Raw genomic sequence first — 20,109 nt, 5'->3', positions numbered from 1 at the left:
AAATTAATGCAGACTTTTTTTAGTCTGACCTTTGAAATGATATCACTTTTTTGTTTTTTTCGCAAGTGGTAATATAAAAATTAAATTTTATGCACTTGGTCAAAGTCTAGCTCCATATTTGTTTCTCTTCCAAACATATCAACAGAAACAGTTACTTTCGCTTTAGTAGTATCAATTGTTTCTACTTTACCTTGGAAGTGAGCAAACGGACCTTCTAGAATTTCTACCATCTCTCCAACAGAGAAGTCTACTTCTACTGTACGTTCTGTCGCGCCCATTTGTTTCAACATAGATTGAACTTCTTCTGGTGGTAGTGGCGTTGGTTTTGTACCTCCACCTGATGAACCAAGAAATCCAGTTACACCTGGAGTATTTCGAACAACATACCAAGCATCATCTGTCATGATTAGTTCTACAAACACGTACCCTGGGAAAGTTTTTCTCACAACTACACGTTTTTTACCATCTTTAAAATCTGTTTCTTCTTGTTCAGGGATAAATACACGGAAAATTTTATCCGACATACCCATTGTTTCAACACGTTTTTCTAAGTTTGCTTTTACTTTATTTTCATACCCTGAATAAGTATGAACGACATACCAATTTTTTTCCATAGTTAGAGGACAATTCGTCCTTCCCTCCTTTTCTTAGACAAATGAAAAAACCCGTTCGCTAACTTAGACGGGCTATTTTCAAAAAATATTTACCTATTACGCTTTATAAATCTAAGTACCAACGGAAAAGTTCTGAAATCCCTAAATCTACTATAGCAAAGAATATAGCTGCTGCTACAACTGTCGCCAGTACGATAACTGTATATCGTGTAAGTTCTTTCTTCTTAGGCCAGCTTACTTTTCGCATTTCTGACATTACATTTTTAAAAAATCCTCCAACATTAGCCATTCTAGCTAAACCTCCATACGGAAAATCTATCTCACCTACATACTCACAACGTTTGTTTATGGAGAGTATGTACGTTACAATGCGTACAATATTTCTTTCGTTCTATACGTATAGAAGCGCCCTCTTTTAATGCTGGAACCGTATAATTTCGGTGACCACATTGCACACAACTCAAGACAATTTTCTTTGTCATTTTCTCACCTTTTTGGCGTATAAGTCTTTTTCAAGATTATCACCTTACATAAACTGTGTCAACAAAATCCCAGTGTTCATGCATAATTACTACCAATCTCCATATATCGCTCCAATTTGCGCTTTACCCGTTGAAGTGCATTATCAATTGATTTTACATGTCGATTTAATTCCTCTGAAATTTCCTGATACGACTGTCCATCTAAGTATAAAGCTAACACTTGCTGCTCTAGCTCACTTAAAATTTCCGTCATTTTCCCTTCCATATAATCATAGTCCTCACGATTGATGATTAATTCTTCCGGATCATCGATAACAGAGCCAGCGATCATATCCATAAGCGTTCTATCCGATTCTTCATCATATATAGGCTTGTCCAATGACACATATGAATTTAAAGGTATATGCTTTTGACGTGTGGCTGTTTTAATCGCTGTAATAATTTGTCGAGTAATACACAACTCTGCAAACGCTCGAAACGAAGCTAGCTTTTCCTCTCGAAAATCCCGGATTGCTTTATACAACCCAATCATCCCTTCTTGAAGGATGTCTTCTTTGTCCGCTCCAACTAAAAAGTATGATCTACCTTTCATTCTTACAAACGAGCGATACTTTGTTATTAAAAAATCTAAAGCTTCCGTGTTCCCTTGATGAACCATCTCGACAAGTTCTTCATCTTGCAAACTATCCAATTGTTGTAGAATTAGTTCTGTCTTTTCCAATGAAGTCACCTCGGCATTCTACGAATAGTTATCCCAAGTATACAGGAAGAAATTTTACAGCGTCAATGGATCATTTCATTCCACGTCGCCATTTTTCGAAAATTTCCGCAACTTCTTCCGACAAAGGAATCTTTGCACTCGGTCTCTCTTCCTGAATATGCTTGACTTTCTTCGTAATATCCGTCGAAATAGAAAGCATTTCAATTTCAAATTCCCTTGCGGATTTTCTTAAAGCACCTTGTCCAAAAACTACTCTTTGTTCTGTCATATCTGAAGTAGCTACGTGAATTTGAGTTTTTCTACCACTTAGTTCTTGCGTAAGTTTTTCTATTCGTTCATCTGCCGTTTCATTTTCTCTCGTATAAATAATCTCTACATCATATTGCTTCTTCTTACTTTCTATTCCTGGAACTAAATGCGCATCAAAAACAACAATGACTCGCATACCTGTGAATGCTTTGTATTCTGCCATCAACTCTATCAGCCGGTCTCTAGCATCTAATAATTTACTTTTCTTTAAAACCCTTAATTCATTCCATGCGCCAATGATGTTATAACCATCGACCAATAAAATTTGCATGCACTTATCCTTTAAGCGGACGTCTTACGCGCAATACTTCATATAAAAGTATCGCCGTTGCAACAGACGCATTTAAACTAGTAACGTGGCCGACCATTGGCAAATGGTAAAGAAAATCACACTTCTCTTTCAATAAACGGCTCATTCCTTTTCCTTCGCTACCAATAATAAGTGCAAGCGGAAGTGTTGCGTCCATATTTCGATAATCTGTAGACTTAGCTGCATCCGTTCCAGCAATCCAAACGCCACGCGCTTTTAACTCATCGACAGTTTGCGCTAAATTCCCTACACGATATACCGGAACATGCTCGATAGCACCAGTAGAAGCCTTTGCAACTACCGCCGTCAATCCTACTGCACGTCGCTTTGGAATAATGATACCGTGCGCCCCAACAGCATCAGCTGTACGCATAATAGACCCAAAATTATGCGGATCTTCAATTTCATCTAAAATAATGAAAAGAGGGTCCTCTTGCTTACTCTTTGCTAAAGCAAATAAATCATCTAGCTCTGCATAACGATAAGCTGCTACTGAAGCAACAATCCCTTGGTGATTAGCATCCGTTAAACCATCCAACTTCTTTTTAGGGACAAATTGCACGATAATCCCTGCATCCTTTGCCAACTGAATAATTTCTGAAATACCAGTTTTTTGCACCCCTTCTGCAATCCACACCTTGTTCATATCTCTACCTGAACGAAGCGCTTCTACGACCGGGTTTTTGCCAGCAATAATTTCTCCTGTTTGCTCTGTTTGTTCTGTCATTTTTTATTCTCCCCTTTCTGTTCATCGATGTAGTTAATAGCAAAATCAAGTACTTCCTGCAAACGCTCCTTTTGCTCACTCAAATACAAGCTTCCAATAACTGCTTCAAATGCCGTACTGTAATGATACGTTTGTACGTCTGTATTTTTAGGAACTGTACCAGACTTCGCGTTTCGGCCTCGTCTTAGTACAGCTTGCTCTTCTTCTGTTAAAAAGTTCGTATTTATAAACCCTCGAACAATCATTGCTTGCGCTTTTGCAGATACATATTTTGTCGCTTCTTTATGCAAAATATTCGGCTTTACACGCCCCGAACGGATGAGATGCTCCCGAACGACTTGCTCGAATACAGCATCTCCCATATAAGCAAGAGCAAGAGAATTAAGTTGTTTTACATCTGATAGCTTAAACTTCTCCACTAACTTATCCTCTTTTCCATCGAATACCTTGAGCAGTATCTTCTAAAATAATATTCAACTCTTTCAATTGATCTCTTATTTCATCCGCACGAGCAAAGTTTCTATCTTCCCTCGCTTGATTACGTTCTGCAATTAGCGCATCAATTTCTTCGTCTAATACTTCTGCTTCTTTTTTCAATGAAAGCCCTAAAACTGCAGTTAGTTCATCCAACACTGCGATAAATTGCTTCAATACTTTCTCTGAAGTTTGTTTTTCCAGCAAGTACGTATTTGCAAGCTTCGATAATTCAAAAATCGCCGCAATTCCGTTTGCCGTATTAAAATCATCATCCATTGCGATGATGAACTGCTCTTTTACTTCTTCGATTTTGTGTAACCAAATATCATGGTGGTCACCTAAATTTGCAGTTGCATTTAAACGGTGCAATATATTCGTATAAGCAGTACGAATACGCTCTAGACCAGCTTCTGCTTGCTCTACTAATTCTCTTGAATAGTTAATCGGATGACGATAATGCACACCCAACATAAAGAAGCGTAAAATTTGCGGATCAATTTGTTGGCGAATATCATTGACTAAAACAAAATTTCCTAGTGATTTCGACATTTTTTCATTATCAATATTAATATAGCCGTTATGCATCCAATATCTTGCAAATGTTTTCCCTGTCATCGCTTCGGATTGAGCAATTTCATTTTCATGATGAGGGAATGTTAAATCTTGCCCGCCAGCATGGATATCTATTGTATCTCCAAGTATTTCACGTGCCATTACAGAACACTCAATATGCCAACCAGGACGTCCGTTCCCCCATGGGCTTTCCCAGAAAATTTCTCCTGGTTTTGCAGCTTTCCAAAGAGCAAAATCTAGTGCATCTTCTTTCTTTTCTCCAGCTTCAACACGTGCTCCAACTTTCAAATCATCCACTGATTGATGCGATAGTTTACCGTAGCCGTCAAATTTCCGCGTGCGGTAATACACATCTCCTTGAGATTCATATGCGTAGCCTTTTTTCTCTAACGCCTCAATAAATTCAATAATCCCATCCATATGTTCCGTCACACGAGGATGTGCGTCCGCTCTACTGCAACCTAGCGCCTCCACATCTGCAAAATACGCTTTAATAAAACGCTCTGTTAACTCAGATACATCTTCACCTAGCTCATTTGCAGCTTTAATAATTTTATCATCCACGTCAGTAAAGTTAGAAACAAAAGTCACGTCATACCCTCGGTATTGCAAATATTTTCGCACCGTGTCGTACACAATAACAGGACGTGAATTTCCTATATGGATATAGTTATACACAGTTGGTCCACATACATACATTTTTACCTTTCCTTCTTCCAAAGGTACAAAAAGTTCTTTTTCGCGTTTTAATGTATTAAATATTTGAATCGACATAGCTTTTTTTCTCCTTTTCTTTCTTTAGTCTATTTACTTCTTCGTTTAATTCGATAATATCCATCTCCATTTGCTTGCATCTATCTGCAAATGGATCAGGCAAATCTTGATGGTCTAAATTTCTCTTTACCTTTTTTCCATCCTGAATAACAACTACACCCGGAATACCAACTACTGTTGAATCTGTAGGAACATCTTTCAACACAACTGAACCTGCTCCAACCTTGCTATTTTCTCCGATTGTTATAGAACCTAACACTTTCGCTCCTGTTGCAACGAGTACATTATTTTCAAGCGTAGGATGTCTTTTTCCTTTTTGCTTTCCTGTACCACCAAGCGTTACCCCTTGATAAATTGTACAGTCATCCCCAATTTCACATGTTTCCCCGATTACAACACCCATTCCATGGTCTATGAAAAAACGTCGCCCAATAGTTGCACCCGGATGAATTTCAATTCCTGTGAAAAATCTACTCACTTGCGAAATAACTCTGGCTAAAAAGAATAGCTTTTTTTTATAAAAAGCATGTGCCACTCGATGACTCCAAATAGCATGTAAACCTGCATAAGTTAACACTACTTCAAGCTTGCTCGTTGCAGCGGGATCTTGCTCAAATACAACCGCTATGTCTTCTTTCATCCGACTAAACATTCCCCATACACTCCTTTACGAATAAATAAAAAAAAACGCCCCTGTCTATATAAAATAGACAGAGACGCTATGAAGGCGCGGTTCCACTCTGATTGAAAAGGCAATGTAATACCTTCTCCGCTTAGCATCTTTAACGCAGATGATACGTCCAGCCTACTCATTTTTCGGCATGGCACTCAGAGGTGCATTTCAGTAACTCCATTGGTTCAGACCACTTTCAGCCGGTGATGGTCCTCTCTAAAGAACTTGCGCTACTTACTTATCCTCTTCTTAGCTTATTATTACTTCCGTTCGGAATTTGTACCCTCATTTTCACACCTTATGAATAGAAAGTCAACTTTATTGTTTAGCGTATTTCGCTACTCGAGCAATTACTTTTTCTTTCCCGATTAAGCCGATTGCATCTGGAAGTTCTGGACCATGAGTTTGGCCCGTAGTTACTACACGAATTGGCATAAATAGGTTTTTTCCTTTATGGCCAGTTTCTTTTTGTACCGCTTTAATTGCAGCTTTAATTTCAGCTGCTTCATACGTTTCCAAACTTTCCAATTGCACTTTAAATGCAGCCATTACTTCTGGTACTTGTTCACCAGCTAATACTTCTGCCGCTTCTTCATTATATTCAAGTTCATCGTTAAAGAATAACGAAGACAATTCGACAATTTCTGCACCAAAACTCATTTGGTCATGATAAAGAGCGATTAAGCTTGTTGCCCAAGCCTGTTGTTCTTCCGATAATTCTGCTGGTAATAATTCTGCTTTTTGTAAATGTGGCAGTGCAAGCTCTACTACTTTTTCTAGTGGCAATTGCTTAATATATTGATTGTTTGTCCATGTTAATTTTTGTTTATCAAACATCGATGGTGATTTAGATAGACGAGTAACATCGAACATTTTGATGAAATTCTCTTTCGAAAAAATTTCATCTTCGCCTTCTGGAGACCACCCTAAAAGTGCAAAGAAGTTAAACATTGCTTCTGGTAGGTAGCCAAGTTCTTTATATTGGGAAACAAATTGAATAATAGACTCATCACGTTTCGAAAGTTTTTTACGATTTTCATTGATGATTAATGTCATATGACCGTATTTAGGTGCTTCCCATCCAAACGCTTCAAATATCATCAATTGCTTTGGTGTATTTGATAGATGTTCTTCTCCACGGAAAACGTGAGAAATTTTCATAAAGTAATCGTCTAACACTACCGCGTAATTATAAGTCGGAATTCCATTAGCTTTTACAAGCACCCAATCTCCAACGTCTTTTGATTCGAATGTAACGGATCCACGAACTAAGTCTTCAAATGTGTATGTTACATTTGCCGGTACACGCATACGGATTGTATAAGGCGTGTTAGCCGTTTCTTTTTCCTGTACTTCCGCAGCAGATAAATTACGGCATTTACCTTTATACATTGGAGCAGCTACTCCGTTAGCTTTTTGGATGTCACGCTCTGCTTCCAACTCTTCCGAAGTACAGAAACATTTATATGCATGTCCTTTTTCTAACATTTCCTCCGCATGCTTTGTATAAATATCTAAACGCTCCATTTGGCGATATGGCGCATAAGGTCCACCAATATCTATAGACTCATCATAGTCGATACCTAACCATTTTAAGTTTTCAAGCTGCGATAATTCGCCGCCTTCAATATTACGTTCAATATCTGTATCCTCAATACGAACGATAAATTTCCCGTTATGGTGACGTGCATATAAATAGTTAAATAATGCTGTACGCGCTCCTCCAATGTGCAAATGCCCTGTTGGACTCGGTGCGTAACGTACGCGAACTTCTTGTGTCATTGTAAATCCTCCTAGTTTTCGTTTATATCAAATTCTCCTTGGCGTATTTGCGTCCAAATTTATCATCGAGCTTGCTCAATGAATTCTTTAAAAAATCTGTGACATCCGCCGGAGGCATTAACTTTATCCAGCATGCATCTCCATGCACTACTTAAGTTTACGACCCATTCACATCCATCTTACTACTTAAAAAGGTGAGCTGGATGAAGTTAAACTTTTTTAATCTTACCACTGCTAAAGTATTTTTTAAAGTTAGTCTTTCTTTACAAGTAATATCGTTGCCATGGAAGCAATTCCTTCTTCACGACCTATAAATCCTAGTTTTTCCGTTGTCGTCGCTTTTACGTTCACTTGCGACACGTCAGCTTGCAGTAATTCTGCTACTCGAGCACGAATCGTTTCAATATGCGGAGCCATTTTTGGCTTTTGTGCAATAATCGTACAATCAATATTCCCTAATTTGTAACCTCTGTCATCCACTAGTTTCCAAATATACTCCAATAATTTAGCTGAATCTGCATCTTTGAACTCAGGATCTGTATCCGGAAAATGTTTCCCGATATCTCCTTCTCCAATTGCTCCTAACGCCGCATCCGTAATTGTATGTAGTAAAACGTCTGCATCCGAATGCCCAATAAGACCTCTTTCATAAGGAATTGTAATGCCTCCAATTATTAGTGGACGATCGTTTGCAAATTCATGCACATCAAATCCTTGACCTACTCGTATCATTCTACTATTCCTCCTGCTCTTTATTTTTTAATATAATCTCTCCAAAAAGAAGATCTTCTTGTGTCGTCATTTTCACGTTATCATACGTACTTTCCACAATGTGAACTTGCTCTCCTAATCGTTCGACAAGCATCGCTTCATCCGTACCCAAAAAGCTCGCTTCATCTGCCAATCTCTCTGCTTTTTCTAACAACGCATATTGAAATGCTTGTGGGGTTTGGATAATCCATAGGCTTTCCCTATCTACAGTCTCTTGAATTATACCATTTGCCACCTTTTTCATCGTATCCTTCGCTCGAACTGCCGCAACTGCAGCCCCTGACTTCATAGCAACTTCAACAAGCTGATGGATCACTTGCTGTTTAATAAAAGGCCTCGCAGCGTCGTGAACAAGAACAATTCCCTGCTCTGGAGAAGCTTTTAAACACGCATATACACTATGCTGTCGCTCTGCTCCTCCTTCCGTAATAGCAGCCACCTTTGTAATTTGATATTTTTGAAGAAGCTGTTCAATAAAAGCTTGTTCCTCTACTTTTATAGCCAACACAATATGTTTGCAGTGTGGATCTTTCTCAAACACGCGTAAAGTATGTATTAAAATAGGGGCATCTCTTAACTCTAAAAATAATTTATTTTGACCTGCACCCATGCGTTTCCCGCTTCCTGCAGCAGGCAATAACACTGTATACATCATATTATTTTTCCTCCTGTACACAATAGAAAAAGGGGATTTTCCTACTAATTTCTAGGAAACAACCCCTTTCTATTATTTCGAGTCTTGCGGTTTTGCAAAAATCATTCGACCAGCCGAAGTTTGAAGAACGCTCGTTACTTCTACATTAATCGCCTGTCCCATATACGATTTCCCGCCTTCGACTACAATCATCGTTCCATCATCTAAATATGCTACACCTTGGTTTTGTTCTTTTCCATCTTTAATAACAACTACATGCATTATTTCCCCGGGAATAACGACAGGTTTTACAGCATTCGCTAAGTCATTAATATTCAAAACCCTAACTTGGTGAAGATCACACACTTTATTCAAGTTGAAATCATTTGTCACAACAATTCCACTCATTTTTTTCGCTAGTCTTACAAGTTTTAAGTCAACTTCTTGTATATCTTCAAAGTCCTCTTCTACGATTAACACTGCCGAAGCACGCTCTGTTTGCAATGTTTTCAACACATCTAAGCCACGGCGACCTCTTGTTCTTTTCAGCGTATCAGAAGAATCAGCAATATGCTGTAATTCGGTTAGAACAAATTGCGGAACTACAAGGACACCTTCCATAAAGCCCGTTTGAGAAATATCTGCAATTCGCCCATCAATAATAACACTCGTATCAAGTAATTTGTATGTGCCTAGACTTAACCCTTGACCTTGTTCCTCTTCTTCTGCACTCTTTTTCTTACTCGTACTTTGTTTAGAAGAAATGAAAACTTGAATCAATTCATCTCGTTTCTTAAAGCCAACTTGGAAACCTAAATACCCTAGCACAATGGATAATAAAACAGGTACCACTGACTCAACACCAGGAATTGCCATGCTACTAACCGCAGTACCAAGTAAGAATGCAACGATTAACCCGACAACTAATCCTAATGTTCCAAACAGTAAATCCCCAATCGGCGCTTTTAACAAACGCTCTTCCATCCATTTTATAAAATCGATCAAATAGTCTGTTAAAAAAAGAGCAACAATATACAGTAAGATCGCTCCAATAATAACAGATACATACGTATTGTGAATCCAAGGGTTATCAGATAAATTAATTAACTTGTATAAGTGCGGTAAAAATAAAAACCCTAGTGTACCACCTATTAAAACAAACGCAATTTGAATAGTCCATTTCAACAAACTTCCCACCTCCATTTATTTTATTATACTGTCTTCTTTCATCATACGTCTATTTTGATAAGCGAGAGTACTTCCGCTTATCAAAATAAAAAGACGTTTTATTGAAATGCTTCTTTCATTGCTTCATTAACTGATTCTACACCAACGACATGAATTCCTTTCGGAAAATCCCATCCACCAATATTAGATGCAGGAACGATCGCTCTTTGGAATCCTAATTTCGCTGCTTCTTGTACACGTTGCTCAATTCTCGATACTCGTCTTACTTCGCCAGTCAACCCAACTTCTCCTATAAAACAGTCCGTAGGTGTTACTCCAGCATCTCGAAAACTAGATACGATACTTACTAGGACGGCTAAATCGATGGCAGGTTCGTCTAATTTCACTCCACCTGCAACTTTTATATAAGCATCTTGTGTTTGCAACAACAATCCCATTCGTTTTTCTAGCACCGCCATCAATAAAGACACGCGGTTTTGATCAATGCCAGTTGCCATACGCTTTGGATAATTAAAGCTAGATTGGGTCACTAACGCCTGAATTTCTACTAATATCGGCCTTGTCCCTTCCATCGAAGCGACAATGGCGGAACCGGCTGCTCCGTGTGAACGTTCTTGTAAAAATAGCTCAGAAGGATTCAACACTTCTTTTAACCCTTGCTGTACCATTTCAAAAATGGCAATCTCATTCGTCGAACCGAAACGGTTTTTTTGTGAGCGCAAAATACGATATGTATGATGACGTTCACCTTCAAAGTACAACACCGTATCTACCATATGCTCTAAAAGTCGAGGACCTGCAATTTGTCCTTCTTTCGTTACATGTCCGACTAAAAAGATAGCAATATTTTTTGTTTTCGCAATGCGCATTAGTTCAGCTGTACATTCACGAACTTGAGAAACACTACCTGGGGCACTTGTCACATCTGGATGATGAACAGTTTGTATAGAATCGACAATAACAAATCGAGGCTCTACACTATCGATTGTTTCATTGATTAATTCTAAATTCGTTTCCGAATAAATATAAAGTTCTTCTGATTTAACGCCAAGTCGCTCTGCACGCAGTTTCGTTTGTCTAATTGATTCCTCCCCAGAAATATAGAGAACACGCTCTCCTCTGTTCGCAAGCAATGCCGAAACTTGTAAAAGCAATGTCGATTTACCGATACCGGGATCTCCACCGATTAAAATCAAGGAACCCGGCACAATTCCTCCGCCAAGCACTCGGTTCAATTCCATTAAACCTGTTTCCACTCGCGGTGCATCGACCGTTTCTATGGCACTAATCGGCAACGCTTTTTGCACGACTCCAGTAGAATGCTGAAACGAACGTTTCGGTCCTTTCGAAACGATTTCCAACTCTTCCACCATCGTATTCCATTCACCACATCCTGGACATCTTCCCATCCATTTTGCAGATTCATAGCCGCAGCCATTACACATAAATTTCGTTTTCTTCTTAGCCATTAGAACCTCCTATGTAAAAAAAGGGCATTCCTTACGTAATGTTCGGAATGCCCACACTATTATTTCTCTGTTACTGCTGTTTTTAAACGAACAATAAATTCATCGTTCTCTACATCAAATACTACATGTTGACCAGCAAGTACTTCACCTTTTAACAATTCTTCCGAAAGACGATCTTCTACATGTTTTTGCAACGCTCGACGCAACGGACGTGCACCATATGCTGGATCAAATCCTTCTGTTGTAATTTTCTCTTGAGCCGCTTCCGTTAGCTCTAGATCAATATCTTGTTCTTTTAAACGTTTTGCCAACTGCTGCGTCATTAATGAAACGATTTGTTTTAAATGTTCTCTTTCTAATGAGTGGAACACAATCATTTCGTCTAGACGGTTTAAGAATTCTGGGCGGAATGCTTTTTTCAATTCTGATAACATTTTGCCCTTCATATCTTTATAATCTGTTTTCGCACCTTCTTGTAGATTAAACCCAACGTATTTATTGTATTTAAGCGCTTCTGCCCCAACGTTCGAAGTCATAATAACGACAGTATTGCGGAAATCAACTGTACGTCCTTTCGAATCTGTTAGGCGACCATCCTCTAAAACTTGAAGGAGAATATTAAACACATCTGGATGTGCTTTTTCAATTTCGTCCAATAAAATAACCGAATATGGTTTACGACGAACTTTTTCTGTTAATTGTCCACCGTCATCAAATCCAACGTATCCTGGAGGAGAACCAACAAGACGGGATGTAGAATGTTTTTCCATGTATTCGGACATATCTACTCGAATCATTGCATCTTCATCACCAAACATAACTTCCGCTAAAGCACGAGCAAGCTCTGTTTTACCAACGCCAGTTGGTCCTAAGAAGATGAATGAACCGATTGGACGCTTCGGATCTTTTAATCCAGCACGGGCACGGCGAATAGCACGAGAAATAGCATCTACAGCTTCTGATTGACCGATTATTCTTTCATGAAGTGTATCTTCCAATTTCAACAACTTATCAGATTCGGTTTGCGCAAGTTTAGAAACAGGTACTCCCGTCCACATTGAAACTACTGATGCAATATCTTCTACTGTTACCTCGGACTCTTCTTTTCCTTGCTTTTCTTTCCAATTGTTTTTCATTTTTTCTAATTCATCTTTTAACTTTTGTTCTTTATCACGGAAAGAAGCAGCTTTTTCGAATTCTTGGCTTTGCACCGATGCATTTTTCTCCGAACGAATTGCTTCTAATTTTGCTTCCAATTCTTTCAGATTAGGAGGCGTTGTGTAAGAACGAAGTCGCACTTTTGACCCTGCTTCATCGATTAAGTCAATTGCTTTATCCGGTAAAAAACGATCAGAAATATAGCGATCAGACATTTTTACTGCTGCTACTACAGCTTCATCCGTAATTTTCACACGGTGATGTGCTTCATATCGATCACGCAGTCCGTAAATAATCTGAATTGCTTCATCAACAGACGGCTCATCGACTTGAATTGGTTGGAAACGACGCTCAAGTGCAGCATCTTTTTCGATGTATTTGCGGTATTCATCCAATGTTGTTGCTCCGATACATTGAAGTTCTCCGCGAGCCAAAGCTGGTTTCAAAATATTTGATGCATCGATAGCACCTTCTGCTCCCCCAGCTCCGATTAATGTGTGTAACTCATCGATGAATAAAATAACATTTCCCGCTTGGCGGATTTCATCCATCACTTTTTTCAAACGATCTTCAAATTCTCCACGATATTTTGTACCTGCAACTACTGTACCCATATCAAGTGTCATTACTCGTTTGTCACGTAGAATTTCTGGCACTTCATTTTGAACAATTTGCTGTGCTAAACCTTCTGCAATAGCTGTTTTACCGACACCAGGTTCTCCGATTAAGACTGGATTATTTTTTGTACGACGTGCCAAAATCTCGATAACGCGTGTAATTTCTTTGCTACGGCCAATTACTGGATCCAATGTTCCTTCTCTTGCGATTTGCGTTAAATCACGTGCCAAACCGTCTAATGTTGGAGTACTTGCTGGAGCAGCATTATTACCACCGTTTGCATGAGACTGATCCGTACTCCCTAATAATTGAAGGACTTGTTGACGTGCTTTGTTCAAGCTTACACCTGAATTATTTAATACTCTCGCTGCAACTCCTTCACCTTCACGGATTAAAGCTAGCAATAAATGCTCTGTCCCGATATACGAATGACCAAGTTTGCGTGACTCATCTACAGATAGTTCAATAACCTTTTTTGCTCGAGGTGTGTAGTGAACGATCGGACCAACATCTTCCGCCCCTGTTCCTACTAATTCTTCTACTCCTGCTTCAATAACTTTAGGGTCTACTTCTATTGCTTCTAACGCTTTTGCAGCGATTCCACTACCTTCTCGGATAAGTCCAAGTAATATATGTTCTGTTCCAATAGATTCATGCTTTAAACGAATTGCTTCCTCTTGTGCTAACTGTAATACTTTTTGTGATCTTTGTGTGAATCGATTAAACATCATGCTAGTTCCTCTCCTTTTGTTTTCAATTGTTCTCCCATTTGCAATCGTTCTCTTAATAATTTCGCTCGAAACATGTCTCGTTCCGAAGCATTTAAGGTAGTTTCAGCATATTTTTGCAGAAATCCTGGTTGCATAAACACCATACATTCATTCAAAATAGACACATCCACATCTTTAATCATTTCTACGTCTATCCCTAAACGCACGTCTGACAAACATTTCCCCGCTTCTTCTGTCGTCATAATACGAGCGTAAGATAACGTACCTAAAGCACGATACACCCTATCCTCTAGCGTGCTAGCAGAGTGTTTGAGCAATGTATTTCTTGCTTCTCTTTCCTTTTGGATAATTTGTTCTGAAATACTTTGAAGATCGGCAAGTATGTCTTCCTCTGATTTTCCAAGTGTCGTTTGGTTCGATACTTGATAAACATTACCGAGCGCTTCACTTCCTTCACCATATATACCCCGTACAGCCATTCCTAATCTCGAAATGATCGTTACAATGCGATTCATTTGCTTCGTCATCGTTAATGCTGGTAGATGCATCATGACAGAGGCGCGTAACCCTGTGCCAGTATTCGTTGGGCAGCTTGTTAAGTAACCAAAATGTTCATCGAATGCATACGGCAATTCCTTCTCTAGCAATCGGTCGATTGTATCTGCTTGAGCATATGCTTCCTGAATTTGAAACCCGGCAAATAAGCACTGAATTCGAATATGATCTTCTTCATTGACCATTACACTAACCGATTCGTCGTCTGATAATAATGCCGAACCTGCTACTTTCGAATTCGCAAGATTAGGGCTAATTAAGTGCTTTTCTACTAACACTTGCCGATTTAGTTCAGATAAATCTTTTATTTGAAAAGAAGAGAAGTTCATTTGTAAATCTTCACTGCCATCGAGCAATGTAGCCGAAACAGATTGGTCAATTTTATGCGCTTCATCTTCCGTAAATGCTAATGGAAAACGGTAGCCATTTAAATTTCTCGCTAGGCGGATTCTCGTGCTCATGACAATATCGGAATGCTCCCCATTTCCAGCCATCCAGCTCGAAATAGAATTATCTAAAAATCGTTCAATCGACATGGATATCGTCCCCTCCAACAGCTAGCTTACCTTCTAGTTCTCTTGCTTCATCCCTTAACAATGCAGCTTCTTCAAATCGCTCTGTTTCGATAGCATTTTTCATCTGCAAGCGAATAGCTTCAATTCGTTTTTTAAGTTCTAGCTTTTCACCAAATGCACCTGGTGCTTTCCCAACATGTGCAGTATTTCCGTTATGCAAACGTTTAAAAACATTTGGCAGCTTTTCTCGGAAGCTATCGTAACAAGAAGCGCATCCAAATTTCCCTTCATTTAAAAAACGTTGGAAAGACCAGTCACATTTTTCACAAGTAACGGATGCACTTTGTTGTCGCTGCACTAGTTGTTGATCGGTATGATCGAACCAGTTCGATAAAAGTTGATGCAGCGATAATGGATCTTGTTTATACTCTACGTAAAACGGGTGGAGGCTATTTGCACAGACTTCACAATAATGACGTTCAAAATGCTCGCCATTATGCATTTGTGTAACCTTTACTTTCGCAGGCCTTTGTTTACAATTTTCACAAATCATTTTTCAACACCCCGTTTTATCACTTTTTTTCATATTTTAACGTTAATAACATGGCGCATAAAATACGCGCTCGTAATTCATCTCTTGTTGGCAGCGGAATAGCAAGTGTCGTTCGAGTAAGGGCTGCTAAAATGAGCTTCGCTTCTCTTTTGGAAATAATATCCTCGTCGATTAGTCGATAAACAATATCATCGGTCATTGACTCGGATGCTCCATTTTCCAAGCTCTCTATTATATGCTCAATTAAATCAGCCTTTGTATGCGCCCGTACGCGAAGAATTCGAATATACCCACCACCACCACGTTTACTCTCCACTAAATATCCGCGATCTACGGTAAACCTTGTATTTATCACATAGTTTATCTGAGATGGCACACATTGAAACATTTCAGCAACTTCACTTCTTTTTATTTCAATTTGTTCCATACTCTCTTCTTCGATAATACCCTTCAAATACCCTTCAATAATGTCAGATATATTTCTCATCTTTCTCACCTCAATTCACAATACTGACTTTGACTAACTTTGACTTTATTATAACGAGAAAATTATTGATGTGCAATTGATATGATTTTTCTTATCAATTACGCCTCGGCGTGATTGCGCCCAGATTTTGATCTGAGCTAGCTCAATTCATTCCTTTCAAAATCTGTGGCATCCGCCGGAGGCTTTAATTGTATTCAGTAAGTGTTTTTTGCTGAATACAATTAAGTGTTCCCGAATTTCCAAAGAAAAAAACTACTAATCATATGAGTTAGTAGTCTAAAAACAGTTTTTTTATTTTATTCAACAGTAAGTTAGTTCGGTAATGAAGAAGTCAGGCTCTATTTCGATATCTTTTGTCTTAGTGAATCCAAATTGTTCATAAAGTCTAATAGCAGGGGCATTTTTGGCTCCTGTCGTTACTATCACTTGTTGACTTGACTGCCTAGATGATAATAAACACTTTAATAATGAGGATGCAATTCCTTTACGGAAATAATTTGGATGTACTACAAGCCTACAAATATCGATTAGTTCATCTGTTTCTGTAAACGAGATAAATCCCCCTAATTTTGTTTGTTCAAAATAACCAAGAAAAACTTCTTTAGAGCTCATAATGTTTTGAGGCGTATCATTTAGCTGGGGAATTCCAGCAAACTTTATGAGCTCTGCTTCAATTTGATAAGCTGGTAGTTGGACCGCCAACATTTGTTCAGCAGTACATATATCTTGATGGTTAAGTAATTGAATCATTACATTCTCCTTTTACTTTTTCTTCGAATGATGACTTTTTTGCATTTTCGCAATTTGCTTCCATTTACCACGTTCTACTTTTTGAGCTACTGCATCATTTTTTCGTTCGATATGCGCAAGCTCTCTCATCAGTTTTACATAGCTCTTATATCGATCTTCCTTTAAAGCCCCTGTATAAATTGCTTCTCGAATCGCACATCCTGGTTCTTTCACATGCTTACAATCACGAAAACGGCATTCTTCCGCTAGTTCTTCAATATCTTTAAAGCTCGCACTCACGCCATCACTTGTATCCCAAAGCTGAAATTCTCGCATGCCTGGTGTATCTATCAATAGACCTCCACACGGTAACAAGGTGAGCTCCCGGTGTGTAGTTGTGTGGCGTCCTTTACTGTCGTCGTCTCTAATATCGTTAACAACCATCACTTGTTCTCCAGATAAGGAATTGATAAGAGAAGATTTCCCTACTCCAGAAGACCCTAATAATGCCCCTGTCTTACCTGCCGATAAAAGGCTTGCAAGGTTGTCAATTCCTTCTCCTGTTACACTACTTACTGCAAATACGTCTACCCCAAAGGCTACTGACTCTACTTCACTTATATAGTACGCTAAGTCCTCGCATACATCCTTTTTCGTTAGAACAACTACAGGTGTTGCACCAGAATCCCAAGCTGCTAGCAAATATCGTTCTAATCTTCGTACGTTAAAGTCATGATTAAGCGACATGACAAGAAATACATAATCGACATTCACAGCGATTAACTGGATTTCCGTTGTTAACCCCGCCATTTTTCTTGAAAATTGTGAGCTACGAGGAAGCACTTCTTGAATAATTCCTTTTTCTTCACCAGGCATTTGTTCAAGTACAACCCAATCCCCAACTGCCGGAAACGCTTCTCGACCATGATCAAACTTAAACTTTCCAGAAAGAGAACATAACCATTCTCCTTCATTTGTCATAACACGATATAAGTTTTTATGCTCGAGTAATACACGACCCGCGATTCCTTTACTCGTTAATTTTTCTTCCCATTTATTATTCCAACCATATTGTTCGATTAAATTCAATTTTCTTCCTCCTAATTTTGGGTATAAAAAAACCATGACTGCACGAATCAGCAGTCATGGTTTCCCCGGTCATTAGTAAAGAAGTGTCTCCAAAAGTATAACGAAATGCATTTGCTCGTCAGTTACAAGCAAATTAAAAACATATTCGATTTACAATTAGAAACAAACAGAGTGGGACATCATGAACTTACTGATTCGTGGATTTAAAATTAAATTTGCCATAACGCCTCACTCCTTTTCTTTAAGTTATTTTCAGAATACAATAATAATGGAGATACGTCAACAAAAAATAATTTCACGCAATTTTCTTGTTATGGAAAAGTGCATTTAAGGGGGATGAAAATGGAATTCGATGCAAAGCTTGCAAAGCAATATGATAGTGGCATTAGACGAGCGTTACCTACTTATGATCCAATGCTTCGATTAATTCAAACTTTTTTGCGTGCAAATACTCCAGAAGATGCACATTTATTAATAGTAGGTGCAGGTGGTGGGAATGAAGTAACGAACTTCGGATTGAATAATCCTGGATGGAAATTTACAGGGGTCGATCCATCCGAAACAATGCTTGCTGTCGCAAATGAAAAATGCAAAGAAGCGGAGCTCAGTAATCGTGTTACTCTACTTACTGGAACTGTGGAAGATATCTCCACAAAGAGTTCTTTCGATGCCGCTACTTGCATTTTAGTTTTACATTTCATACATGCATACGAAGAAAAGTTAAAGACACTTCAAAATATACACGCTCGTTTAAAGGATAATGCACCATTTGTTTTAATTAGTAAATACGGAGACCCTAACAGCGAAGAGTTTCAAGAGCGCTTGAAACTTTGGAAAAGCTATTGGCTCGATACAACGAAGCTAACATCTACAGAAGTGGATGCAATGGAACAAGAAATCCTTTCCCTTTCGTATTTACCAGAAGAGAAAGTTGTTCAATTATTACAAGAAGCTGGTTTCGTAAAGATTGCAAAATTTTTCTCCACAACACTTTTTGGTGGATGGATTTGTTATAAGAAATAACGGAGGATGACACTACCTATCATACATACAAAAAACGCAGGAAGTTCAAACCCACTGCGTTTTTTATATGTTATTCCACCCCAGGTAAAATTGAAAGTGTTAAATGATCCGCATCTAACTGTGCTTCTGCACCAAGCGGAACGGCAAAATGCGGCTCGCAATGTCCAATTTTAAAGCCTTTTACAGCAGGTTTTCCAAGAGCTCCTAAATAATGATTCAGCACCTCATCTAGAGTAAGTGAAATCTTACTTTTTGACGGCTCTGCATCCTTAAAATCTCCAATGACAAACCCGGTTGCTTCATCTAACTTTCCAGCCAGTCGGAGCTGATTAAGCATTCCGTCGATTCGATATGGCTCTTCACCTGTATCTTCTATTAACAATAGCTTTCCTTTTGTATCTACTTCATATTTTGTACCAATTCCACTAACAAGTAAGGATAGATTTCCTCCTGTTAGCTCTCCTCTTGCAACTCCTCCAGAAAGTCTTTCCAGAGGAGAAATTGCTTCCGTATAGTGCAGTTCCATTGGCTCAAATAGCTGTTGAAACATTTTCTTCGATAAATCAGAGAATGTATCTTTTCCAACATCGGAAGCTAACATTGGACCATGGAAAGTAACAATATCTGAATACACATTCATACCTGTATGTAAAAAAGTAATATCTGAATAGCCCCAGAAAATCTTCGGACATTCATTCATCAATTGAAAATCGATTTTATCCGCATATCTCGCAGAACCAAATCCTCCGCCCGCGCAAATAATACCAGCAATGGTTGGATCTGCGAACATCTCGTGTAAATCCTCTAATCGCTCTTCATCCGTACCGGCAAGATATCCATAAACTTTTTCTACACTTTTCCCCATTTTATACGATAATCCAAGCTCCTGTAAAAAAGACAAAGAGTTTTTTAACTGTGTTAAATTCGGCGGACTCGAAGGGGCAATAATCCCAATCGTATCTCCTTTTTGCAATCGTCTTGGACGAATTTTCATATACATTTTCTCCTTTATCAAATTCATCTTTAGTACATATTACTATACTACCTTATCTTATTGTATGACTGAAAAGAAAAAGCAAATGCACTTTGTAAAAAAGGCATTTGCATTTACTTCTGCGCACTCTTCTTACTCGTCGCAGGTGAACTA

At 38.6% G+C, this 20,109-nt stretch carries 22 protein-coding genes and 1 other annotated feature; of the genes, 1 reads left to right on the top strand and 21 read right to left on the bottom strand.

The window, feature by feature from the left end:
• Positions 1 to 80: 80 nt before the first annotated feature.
• From nusG to rsgA, 20 genes are all read right to left on the bottom strand, one after another.
• Positions 81 to 614 carry a transcription termination/antitermination protein NusG gene (nusG, locus tag RUH95_RS10780; RefSeq protein WP_313892874.1) on the bottom strand — a complete coding sequence of 178 codons (534 nt, stop codon included), beginning with the start codon at positions 612 to 614 and terminating at the stop codon, positions 81 to 83.
• A gap of 103 nt (positions 615 to 717) precedes the next feature.
• On the bottom strand, positions 718 to 903 hold the full coding sequence (secE, locus tag RUH95_RS10775; RefSeq protein ID WP_313892873.1) for a preprotein translocase subunit SecE: 186 nt from the start codon (positions 901 to 903) through the stop codon (positions 718 to 720).
• Between the two features lie 43 nt (positions 904 to 946).
• Positions 947 to 1,096 (bottom strand): 50S ribosomal protein L33, encoded by a 150-nt coding sequence (rpmG, locus tag RUH95_RS10770; protein ID WP_313892872.1) that lies wholly within the window; start codon positions 1,094 to 1,096, stop codon positions 947 to 949.
• A gap of 76 nt (positions 1,097 to 1,172) precedes the next feature.
• A complete protein-coding gene (sigH, locus tag RUH95_RS10765) occupies positions 1,173 to 1,817 on the bottom strand; it encodes an RNA polymerase sporulation sigma factor SigH (RefSeq protein WP_313892871.1) in 645 nt (214 codons plus the stop codon).
• Between the two features lie 70 nt (positions 1,818 to 1,887).
• Positions 1,888 to 2,397 carry an NYN domain-containing protein gene (locus RUH95_RS10760; protein WP_313892870.1) on the bottom strand — a complete coding sequence of 170 codons (510 nt, stop codon included), beginning with the start codon at positions 2,395 to 2,397 and terminating at the stop codon, positions 1,888 to 1,890.
• A 4-nt stretch (positions 2,398 to 2,401) separates the two neighbouring features.
• On the bottom strand, positions 2,402 to 3,163 hold the full coding sequence (gene rlmB, locus RUH95_RS10755) for a 23S rRNA (guanosine(2251)-2'-O)-methyltransferase RlmB (protein WP_313892869.1): 762 nt from the start codon (positions 3,161 to 3,163) through the stop codon (positions 2,402 to 2,404).
• A complete protein-coding gene (locus RUH95_RS10750; protein WP_313892868.1) occupies positions 3,160 to 3,582 on the bottom strand; it encodes a Mini-ribonuclease 3 in 423 nt (140 codons plus the stop codon). The genes rlmB and RUH95_RS10750 overlap by 4 nt, the downstream gene beginning before the upstream one ends.
• Positions 3,583 to 3,586: 4 nt before the next feature.
• Positions 3,587 to 4,987 carry a cysteine--tRNA ligase gene (cysS, locus tag RUH95_RS10745; protein WP_313892867.1) on the bottom strand — a complete coding sequence of 467 codons (1,401 nt, stop codon included), beginning with the start codon at positions 4,985 to 4,987 and terminating at the stop codon, positions 3,587 to 3,589.
• Positions 4,968 to 5,639 carry a serine O-acetyltransferase gene (gene cysE / locus RUH95_RS10740; RefSeq protein WP_313892866.1) on the bottom strand — a complete coding sequence of 224 codons (672 nt, stop codon included), beginning with the start codon at positions 5,637 to 5,639 and terminating at the stop codon, positions 4,968 to 4,970. The genes cysS and cysE overlap by 20 nt, the downstream gene beginning before the upstream one ends.
• A gap of 57 nt (positions 5,640 to 5,696) precedes the next feature.
• Positions 5,697 to 5,920, bottom strand: a binding site (T-box leader).
• 58 nt (positions 5,921 to 5,978) lie between these two features.
• The gene (gltX, locus tag RUH95_RS10735) at positions 5,979 to 7,442 is read right to left on the bottom strand and encodes a glutamate--tRNA ligase (protein ID WP_313892865.1); all 1,464 of its coding nucleotides are present in this window, start codon (positions 7,440 to 7,442) and stop codon (positions 5,979 to 5,981) included.
• A gap of 252 nt (positions 7,443 to 7,694) precedes the next feature.
• Positions 7,695 to 8,174: a 2-C-methyl-D-erythritol 2,4-cyclodiphosphate synthase gene (ispF, locus tag RUH95_RS10730; RefSeq protein WP_313892864.1), complete on the bottom strand. Its 480-nt coding sequence runs from the start codon at positions 8,172 to 8,174 to the stop codon at positions 7,695 to 7,697.
• Between the two features lie 4 nt (positions 8,175 to 8,178).
• Complete coding sequence (ispD, locus tag RUH95_RS10725) at positions 8,179 to 8,868, bottom strand: 2-C-methyl-D-erythritol 4-phosphate cytidylyltransferase (protein WP_313892863.1); 690 nt, start codon at positions 8,866 to 8,868, stop codon at positions 8,179 to 8,181.
• 72 nt (positions 8,869 to 8,940) lie between these two features.
• The gene (locus RUH95_RS10720) at positions 8,941 to 10,035 is read right to left on the bottom strand and encodes a PIN/TRAM domain-containing protein (protein ID WP_313892862.1); all 1,095 of its coding nucleotides are present in this window, start codon (positions 10,033 to 10,035) and stop codon (positions 8,941 to 8,943) included.
• A 98-nt stretch (positions 10,036 to 10,133) separates the two neighbouring features.
• Positions 10,134 to 11,504: a DNA repair protein RadA gene (gene radA / locus RUH95_RS10715; RefSeq protein WP_313892861.1), complete on the bottom strand. Its 1,371-nt coding sequence runs from the start codon at positions 11,502 to 11,504 to the stop codon at positions 10,134 to 10,136.
• Between the two features lie 59 nt (positions 11,505 to 11,563).
• Entirely contained in the window at positions 11,564 to 14,011 is a 2,448-nt protein-coding gene (locus RUH95_RS10710) for an ATP-dependent Clp protease ATP-binding subunit (RefSeq protein ID WP_313892860.1), read from the bottom strand.
• Positions 14,008 to 15,102, bottom strand: a complete 1,095-nt coding sequence (gene mcsB / locus RUH95_RS10705; RefSeq protein WP_313892859.1) for a protein-arginine kinase McsB — start codon at positions 15,100 to 15,102, stop codon at positions 14,008 to 14,010. The genes RUH95_RS10710 and mcsB overlap by 4 nt, the downstream gene beginning before the upstream one ends.
• Positions 15,092 to 15,634 (bottom strand): UvrB/UvrC motif-containing protein, encoded by a 543-nt coding sequence (locus RUH95_RS10700; RefSeq protein ID WP_313892858.1) that lies wholly within the window; start codon positions 15,632 to 15,634, stop codon positions 15,092 to 15,094. The genes mcsB and RUH95_RS10700 overlap by 11 nt, the downstream gene beginning before the upstream one ends.
• 19 nt (positions 15,635 to 15,653) lie before the next feature.
• Complete coding sequence (locus tag RUH95_RS10695; RefSeq protein WP_313892857.1) at positions 15,654 to 16,121, bottom strand: CtsR family transcriptional regulator; 468 nt, start codon at positions 16,119 to 16,121, stop codon at positions 15,654 to 15,656.
• Between the two features lie 300 nt (positions 16,122 to 16,421).
• Positions 16,422 to 16,871: a GNAT family N-acetyltransferase gene (locus RUH95_RS10690; protein WP_313892856.1), complete on the bottom strand. Its 450-nt coding sequence runs from the start codon at positions 16,869 to 16,871 to the stop codon at positions 16,422 to 16,424.
• 12 nt (positions 16,872 to 16,883) lie between these two features.
• The gene (gene rsgA, locus RUH95_RS10685; RefSeq protein WP_313892855.1) at positions 16,884 to 17,939 is read right to left on the bottom strand and encodes a ribosome small subunit-dependent GTPase A; all 1,056 of its coding nucleotides are present in this window, start codon (positions 17,937 to 17,939) and stop codon (positions 16,884 to 16,886) included.
• 342 nt (positions 17,940 to 18,281) lie between these two features.
• Here rsgA and RUH95_RS10680 point away from each other — a divergent pair, with 342 nt between their 5' ends.
• Positions 18,282 to 18,962, top strand: a complete 681-nt coding sequence (locus RUH95_RS10680; protein ID WP_313892854.1) for a class I SAM-dependent methyltransferase — start codon at positions 18,282 to 18,284, stop codon at positions 18,960 to 18,962.
• 70 nt (positions 18,963 to 19,032) lie between these two features.
• On the opposite strand, the gene RUH95_RS10675 is transcribed toward RUH95_RS10680, so the two are convergent.
• Positions 19,033 to 19,956 (bottom strand): S66 peptidase family protein, encoded by a 924-nt coding sequence (locus tag RUH95_RS10675; RefSeq protein ID WP_313892853.1) that lies wholly within the window; start codon positions 19,954 to 19,956, stop codon positions 19,033 to 19,035.
• Positions 19,957 to 20,109: the final 153 nt, after the last annotated feature.

Origin of the sequence: Psychrobacillus sp., assembly GCF_032154225.1 — a bacterium.
GTDB lineage: Bacteria > Bacillota > Bacilli > Bacillales_A > Planococcaceae > Psychrobacillus.
Note: the sequence above shows the minus strand (reverse complement) of the source record. Positions and strands in the feature narration are given on the sequence as shown.